The sequence below is a fragment of the Micromonospora chalcea genome (genome assembly GCF_002926165.1).
Classification (GTDB): Bacteria; Actinomycetota; Actinomycetes; order Mycobacteriales; family Micromonosporaceae; genus Micromonospora; species Micromonospora chalcea.
This window is the reverse complement of sequence record NZ_MAGP01000043.1, coordinates 1-7,481: the sequence shown is the minus strand read 5'-3', so window position 1 is coordinate 7,481 and position 7,481 is coordinate 1. Positions and strand designations below refer to the sequence as shown.

The window sequence follows — 7,481 nt, the reverse complement described above, 5'->3', positions numbered from 1 at the left end:
GCGGCGTGGTGGGTGGTGCCGTGGTGGGTGGCGCGGTCGTCGGCGGCGCGGTGGTGGGCGGCGGCGGGCTGGTGGGCGGCGGGCTGGACGGGCCGTTGCCCCACTGCGGCTGCGGCCACGGCCCGCAGTACGGGGTGGACGTGTACCAGCCGGAGTTACCGGTGCCCTGGGTGATCTGGAAGCCGCTGCCGACGCAGTTGTGGATCGGGTTGGACTGGGCGATGCCGGTGGCCCGCACGTTCGTGAACCGGACCTGGCTGGGCGCCTGCACCTGGAGCGCGTACGTGCCCGCGCCGTCGATGCGCACGTTGTCGAACGAGATGCCGCTGGTCTGCCCCTCGATCCAGTGCAGCGCCGCGTACGAGCTGTCCAGGATGTCGGTGTCGGTCACGGTGACGGTGGCACCCTGGATCGGCTCGTTGAGCGCGGAGAACCAGATCGCGCCCACGCCGAACTGCCAGTTGTAGTCGGAGTTGCCGTTACGGATCAGCGTGTTGCGGGCCACCGTGATGGTGCCGGCCACCGCCGTCGGCCCGGTGACGCCCGGGTAGCGGTTGGCCACGTGGATGCCGCCGCCGTTGGTGACCGAGTCGGCGGTGACGTTGTCGGCGATGGTGATGTCCCGCCCGCCGTAGGTGACCAGGTGATTGGCCAGGATCGTGACGCCGATGGTGTTGCGGGTGAAGGAGTTGCCGACGTTCGGCACGCTCTGCGCCCACATGGCCAGCGCGTCGTCACCGGTGTTGCGGACGAACGTGTTGGTGACTGTGGAGTTGGTGACGCCCCAGTGGAAGTTCACCCCGTCGGCGGTCTGGTCGAGGATGCGGCTGTTGCGGATTGTGAAGTTGTCCATCGGGCCGTCCATCCAGGCGCCGACCTTGGTGTGCTGCAACCACAGGTTGTCCACCACCGAGTTCGTCATCGCGCCGCCGACGGCGTTGACCTGGTCCTCGTCCACGCGTTCGCGGATGTCGCCGATGATCGCGAAGTCCCGCAGCGTGACGTTGCGGCTGGGCCCGCCGGCCTCGTGCGGCCGGATCTCGCCGGAGTAGCCGCCGCCCGGCACGTACTTGCCGTAGATGCCGGCGGCACGCTTGCGGTCGGTGGGGTGCCGGCCGCCGAGCACCGAGTACCAGGGGCCGACGCCGCGCAACGTCACGCCGTCGACCACCACGTGGTCCCAGAGCGTGAACGTGCCGGCCGGGATCCACACCGCCCGGCCCTGCGCCTTGCCGGCGTCCACTGCGGCCTGGAATTTCGCCGTCGAGTCGGTGGCGCCGGTCGGGTCGGCGCCGAAGTCGGTCACCACGTCCAGCACGCCGGACGGCTTGGTGATCTGCGCCCCGACCAGCTCGAAGTCGGCCAGGTCGATGGTGAACGTGGGTGACTGGGCGGTCGAGGAGACCTGGAGGCGGATCTTCGTGCCGGCCGGGTAGGTGGCGCCGAACATGGTGCGGGTCTCGTCGTAGAAGTGGTGCGGGTTGGTGTCGCCCGGGTTGTTGTTGAACGGGTAGCCGCCGTAGTACCAGCCGTACCGGGAGGTGACCGGCACCGCCTTGACCAGCGTGCCGTTGGCGCGCAGGTCGATGGTGGCGTCCCGGCCGGTGCCGGCGGCGTTGTCCGGCAGGCTGTACCGGAACGTGACCGCGTTCGCCGGGGCGGTGAGCGTGAACTCGACGTACTCGCCGACGGCGTCGAGGGTGACCGCCTCGCGGCCGGACGCCTCGGACGGCAGCGTGCCGTAGCGCCGGTCGGGGCCGATCTTCGTGCCGTTGTGGGCGGCCTGCTCGGCCGCCTGCTCCCGGAACGGCACGGTGGCGCCGCGGCCGGCGATGTCGAACGGGGACAGTCCGGCGGCGTACGCCGGGGTGGCGGTCGTGGTGAGCGCCACGACGACGAGTGTCGAGGCGGCGAGCGTGGCGGCGGCCAGGGCGGCCACGCCGGTGCTGCGGTGGCGGTGCGCGGTGCGGTGCTCGGCCATGCGGGGTGTGCTCCCTTTCGTCGGTGGCCAGATCCCCCCGTTGCGGCGTTGCCTCTCCTTCCTCCTCCCCAGGTGTGCGGCGTGGTGGCGGCCGGGACGGGCCGCCGGGTGTTTCGGCGGCGCCGGCGGCGGGACGGGGCCGCCGGCGCCGCGGTCAGGCCGATCGGGTACGCAGCCAGACTGCGGTGTCCGGTGGCAGCCGGTCGTCGTCGAGGGGGCCGCTGGCGAGCAGCAGTTCGTCGTGCGCGGGCAGCGGCACGGCGGCGTCGCCGAGGTTGACCAGGCAGGTGAAGCCGGGTTCGCGGGCGAACGCGAGCACGCCGTGCGGTGCGGGCAGCCACGCCAGGGTGCCGTCGCCGAGCGCGGGTTCGGTGCGGCGCAGCGCCAGCGCGGCCCGGTACAGCTCGAGCATCGAGTGCGGGTCACCGGTCTGGGCGCGGACCGTGCGGTCCTTCCAGTCGGCAGGTTGCGGCAGCCAGGGCGCGGCGGACGCGCCGTCGGGGCTGAACCCGAACGGCGGCGTGTCGCCCTGCCAGGGCAGCGGCACCCGGCAGCCGTCGCGGCCGGGGTCGACCCGCCCGGACCGCTCCCACATCGGGTCCTGCCGCAACTCGTACGGGATGTCCTCGACCTCCCAGAGCCCCAGCTCCTCGCCCTGGTAGACGTAGGCGGCGCCAGGTAGTGCGAGGGACAGCAGCGCGGCGGCGCGGGCGCGGCGGGTGCCCAGTTCCAGGTCGGTGGGGATGCCCTCGCGCTTGGCGGCGAAGCTGAACCGGGTGTCGGCGCGGCCGTACCGGGTGACGTGCCGGGTGACGTCGTGGTTGGACAGCACCCAGGTGGCCGGCGCGCCGACCGGGGCGTGGGCGGCGAGCGTGCCGTCGATGCTCTCCCGCAGCGCCGTGGCGTCCCAGGCGCAGCCGAGGAAGTCGAAGTTGAACGCGGTGTGCAGTTCGTCCGGGCGCAGGTAGTTCGCGAACCGCTGCCGGTCGGGCAGCCACACCTCGCCGACCAGTGCACGCCCGCCCGGGTACGAGTCGGCGATGCGCCGCCAGGCGCGGTACACGTCGTGCACGCCGTCCTGGTCGCGGAACGGGTGCGGCCGGTCCGGGTGGACCTCCGGCAGCGTGCCGTCCTTGACGAGCAGCCCGGCCGAGTCGATGCGGATGCCGTCCACGCCCCGCTCGAACCAGAACCGCAGGATGTCCTCGAACTCTTCGCGGACCCGGGGGTGGTCCCAGTTGAAGTCGGGTTGCTGCGGGGCGAACAGGTGCAGGTACCAGTCGCCGGGAGTGCCGTCCGGGTCGGTGGTGCGGGTCCAGGTCGGGCCGCCGAACTCACCGGTCCAGTCGGTGGGCGGCAGGTCGCCGCCGGGCCCCCGGCCGGGGCGGAACCAGAACAGGTCCCGTTCGGGGGCGCCCGGCCCGCCCGCGAGCGCGGCCTGGAACCACTGGTGCGCGTCGGAGCAGTGGTTGGGCACCACGTCGACGATGCTGCGGATGCCGAGCGCATGCGCCTCGGCGATCAGCGCCTCCACCTCGGCGAGCGTGCCGAAGACCGGGTCGATGTCGCGGTAGTCGGACACGTCGTAGCCGGCGTCGGCCATCGGCGACGGATACCAGGGGCTGAACCAGATGGCGTCGACGCCGAGCGCGGCGAGGTGATCCAGGCGGGACCGGATGCCGGCGACGTCGCCGATCCCGTCGCCGTTGCCGTCGGCGAAACTGCGCGGATAGACCTGGTAGATCACCGCGGAGCGCCACCACGGGCTGTTGTCGGCCATGGACACGGGCACCTGCTTTCTGCGGGGTCGGTTCTGCGGCGGCGGGCTGGGCGGCCGGCTTGCGGCGGGCCGCGGTTCGCCCGGTCAGCCCTTGAGGCCGCCGGTGGTCAGGCCGGACATGATGTTGCGCTGGAAGATCAGGAACAGCACGACGGTGGGGATGGCGGCGATCACCGACGCGGCGATGACCACGTTCATCGGGGTGCCGCCGGCGAAGGCGTAGATGCCGACGCTGACGGTCCGCGTCTCCGGCGACGGCATGACCAGCTTCGGCCAGAGGAAGTCCTTCCAGACCGCCGTCACCGCGAAGATCGCCACCACGCCGAGGATCGGGCGGGACATCGGCAGGACGATGGACCAGAGCGTGCGCAGCGGGGAGGCGCCGTCCATCACGGCGGCGGCCATCAGATCCTCCGGGATCGAGTCGAAGAACCGTTTCAGCAGGAAGATGTTGAACGCGTTCGCCACCAGCGGCAGCCAGATCGCGAACGGCGAGTCGAGCAGGTTGACGTGCACGATCGGCAGGTCGATCACCGTCACGTACTGCGGGACGATCAGCACCATCGCCGGGATCATCAGCGTCGCCAGCATCATGCCGAGGATCAGCCCGCCCAGCACCGGACGCAGCTTCGACAGCGCGTACGCGGCGGCGGTGTCGAACACGAGCTGGAACACCACCGCGCCGGTGGCGTAGTAGAACGTGTTGAACAGCAGCTTCGCCAGATCCAGGTTGGTCCAGGCGTCGACGTAGTTACCCGGCTGCGGATCGCGCGGGAACAGCGTCGGCGGGGTCTGGGCGATCTCCTGGCCGGACTTCAGCGCGCCGGTGACCATCCAGTACAGCGGGCCGAGGAACACCAGCGTGAACCCGGCCACGACCACGGTGAGCACCGCCCAGTAGAGGACGCGGCCGCGACCGCGGCGCAGCTGGGCGTGGGAGATGAGGGTACGGGTGGTGCTGTCGGCGGCCATGTCCTAGTCCTGTCTCGCGGTCAGTCGCAGGTAGACGGCGGAGAACCCGGCCAGCACCACCAGCATGATCACGCCGAGCGCGGCGGCGCCGTTGAGGTCGTTCTGGAAGAACCCGTGCTGGTAGATCAGGTACGCCACGGAGGTCGCCGAGTCCTGCGTGCCGGCGCCGTTGGCGAGGATCAGCGGCTCGATGAACAGCTGCATGGTGGCGACGATCTGGAGCATCGCCAGCAGCGCCAGGATCAGCCGGGTCTGCGGGACCGTCACGTGCACGATGCGCCGCCACACCCCGGCGCCGTCGATCTCGGCGGCCTCGTACAGCTCGCCGGGGATGTTCTGCAGCGCGGCCAGGTAGATCAGCACGGCGCCGCCCATGTTCATCCAGGTCGACGCGATCACCATGGCCGGCATCGTCATGGTGGGCGACTGCATCCACTCCGACGTGGGCAGTCCCAGCGCGGTGAGGACCGCGTTGAACAGCCCCGCCTCGCTCGGGTCGTAGGCGTAGAACTTGAACAGGAACAGCGCGGACGCCGGCGGCAGCATCACCGGCAGGTAGACGAGCACCCGCAGGTAGCCCTTGGCGTGGCGCAGCTCGTTGAGCAGGATCGCCACGAAGAACGGCACCAGGTAGCCGAGCACCAGCGCCAGGCCGGTGAAGACGAACGTGTTCTTCCAGGCGGTCCAGAAGCTCGGATCGGCGATGATCCGGCTGTAGTTGTCCCAGCCGACCCAGGTGGTCTCGCCGCGGCGGGTGCGCTGGAAGCTCATCACGACGCCGCGGACCATCGGGTACCAGGAGAAGACGGCGAAGCAGACGACAGCGCCGATGAGGAACGTGTGCCCAGTCAGGTTGTCCCGGACCTTGCGGCCGAGACCGGCGCGGCGGCCGGCGGTACGCGACGGCGTCGGCGCGACAGGACCGGTACGGCGGGTGGCGCCGGGGGCGGTGGTGAGCGCCAAGGCGACTCCTGCGGTGCTCGGGGAGGTGGGGCCGGTGCGCCGGCCCCACCTCCGGTCGGGTCAGCTGTCGGCGGCCAGCAGCTGGTTGACCTTGTCCTCGGCCGTCTTGAGCAGCGCGTCGATGTTCGCGTTCGGGTTGGTCAGCACCCCGGACATCGCCGCGTCGAGCACCGCGTAGATCGCCTGCGCGTTGCGCGGCTCACCCTTGATCGGCACCGGGTTGGCCTCGAAGACCGCGAAGTTCGTGGTGTCCACGTTCGCGTTCGCCTTGCGCAGCTCCAGTTCCTGCTTCTGCGCGTCGCTGCCGTTCGTGAACAGCAGCGGCTGGGGCAGGCCGACCGGGTAGTTCTGCGGCTTGGCGCGCACGTAGTCGAACTGGCCCTTACCCGGGGTGAGCTTCTGGTAGGCGAGCCACTTCAGGCCGGCCTTGACCTGCTCGGGGCTCAGGCCCTTCTTGAAGAAGTAGCCCTCGCCGCCGCCCAGCGTGGCCTTGGCCGGGCCGTCCTGGCCGGGCAGCGGGCCCATCGCCCAGTCCTGGTACTTGCCCTGGAACTGGCTGACGATCGCCTGGGTCGCGTCCGGCGCGCCGATGAACATGCCGACCTTGCCGGCGCCGGCGTTGGTGAGCAGGTCACCCCACTGGAGCAGCTGCCGGGCACCCATGCTGTTGTCGCCGTAGCGCATGTCCTTGAGGTTCTGCAGGACCTGCTTGCCCATCGCGTTGTTGAAGTCGGCCTTCTTGCCGTCGGCGCTGAGCACCTGCCCGCCCTGCGAGTAGAGCAGCGACGTGAAGTGCCAGCCGCCGGTGTTGCCCGCGCTGTACTCGGCGTACCCGGCTGTGCCGTCGCCGAGCGCGGCGATCTTCTTGGCCGCGGCCCGCACCTCCGGCCAGGTCTTCGGCGGGTTGTTCACGTCGAGCCCGGCCCGCTGGAACAGCGCCTTGTTGTAGATCAGGCCCATCGAGTAGTTCTTCACCGGTACGGCGTAGAGCTTGCCGCCGTCGGTGAAGACCTCCTTGAGCGCCGGGTCGACGCTGTCCCAGGTGGGGATGGTGTCCTTCGTGGCGTACTGGCCGATGTCCATCGCCTGGCCGGAGTCCAGCACCTGCTGAAGGTCGGTCATGTAGCCGTAGAACACGTCGGTGACGGTGCCGCCGGCCAGGCGGGCGGTGAAGTCCGGCGGGTTGTTGCACTGCTCGCCGACGCTGACGCTCTTGACGACGATGTCCGGGTTCTGCCGCTGGAACTCGGCGACGTCGTCGTTCCAGTTCTTCAGCAGCTCCTTCTGCGCGCCGACCGGCTGGCAGTCGACGGTGATGGTGACCTTGCCGCCGGCGTCGCCGCTGTCGTCGCTCTTGGTGGAGCACGCCGCAAGGCTGAGCCCGAGGCCGGTCGCGAGCGCGAGCGCCGCGACCTTCCGATACTGCGGTACGGACATCTGTCCATCCCTTCGGGAACGGGTGTATCCATGGCCTTCACTGATGTGCGGTGACCGCGCGGCTGCCTCTGGTGGTGGAACGGCAGCCGGCACGCGCCCTGCCTCCGGAAACCGCGCCCCGGGTCAGGTGTGAGTGGAGTCACTGTAGCGACGCGAACCGAACCCAGCAAGATGTCGACTGGCAAACGCAAGAATTCGACTTGGCCTCGGAAGGGCGCAGCTCCAGCCGGCCGGACCATCGATCTTGGAGTTGTGGCGCCTCAGATACCGGCATCAGTGCCGCATTCCGGGCACCGGAATTCCAAGATCGACGGATGCGGTGGGGTGGGGTGAGGCGGCGTGGGGGGC

The 7,481-nt window shown here is 70.4% G+C and carries 5 protein-coding genes; all 5 read right to left on the bottom strand.

Translation table 11 applies throughout. The annotated features are described in order from the left end of the window. Positions 1-1,981 (bottom strand): glycosyl hydrolase family 28-related protein (locus BAW75_RS05420; protein ID WP_104112847.1); only part of this gene is annotated, 1,981 nt, incomplete at its 3' end. Positions 1,982-2,135: 154 nt separating this feature from the next. After that, positions 2,136-3,761 carry a glycoside hydrolase family 13 protein gene (locus tag BAW75_RS05415; protein WP_104112846.1) on the bottom strand — a complete coding sequence of 542 codons (1,626 nt, stop codon included), beginning with the start codon at positions 3,759-3,761 and terminating at the stop codon, positions 2,136-2,138. 84 nt (positions 3,762-3,845) lie between these two features. After that, positions 3,846-4,733 carry a carbohydrate ABC transporter permease gene (locus BAW75_RS05410; RefSeq protein WP_104112845.1) on the bottom strand — a complete coding sequence of 296 codons (888 nt, stop codon included), beginning with the start codon at positions 4,731-4,733 and terminating at the stop codon, positions 3,846-3,848. Positions 4,734-4,736: 3 nt separating this feature from the next. Further along, entirely contained in the window at positions 4,737-5,696 is a 960-nt protein-coding gene (locus tag BAW75_RS05405; protein WP_104112844.1) for a carbohydrate ABC transporter permease, read from the bottom strand. 60 nt (positions 5,697-5,756) lie between these two features. After that, complete coding sequence (locus BAW75_RS05400; protein WP_104112843.1) at positions 5,757-7,133, bottom strand: ABC transporter substrate-binding protein; 1,377 nt, start codon at positions 7,131-7,133, stop codon at positions 5,757-5,759. Positions 7,134-7,481: the final 348 nt, after the last annotated feature.

Excerpts from the sequence above, each read along its gene's own strand:
- BAW75_RS05415 (WP_104112846.1), bottom strand. The coding sequence starts at position 3,761 with ATGGCCGACAACAGCCCGTGGTGGCGCTCCGCGGTGATCTACCAGGTC.
- BAW75_RS05410 (WP_104112845.1), bottom strand. The coding sequence starts at position 4,733 with ATGGCCGCCGACAGCACCACCCGTACCCTCATCTCCCACGCCCAGCTG.
- BAW75_RS05400 (WP_104112843.1), bottom strand. The coding sequence starts at position 7,133 with ATGTCCGTACCGCAGTATCGGAAGGTCGCGGCGCTCGCGCTCGCGACC.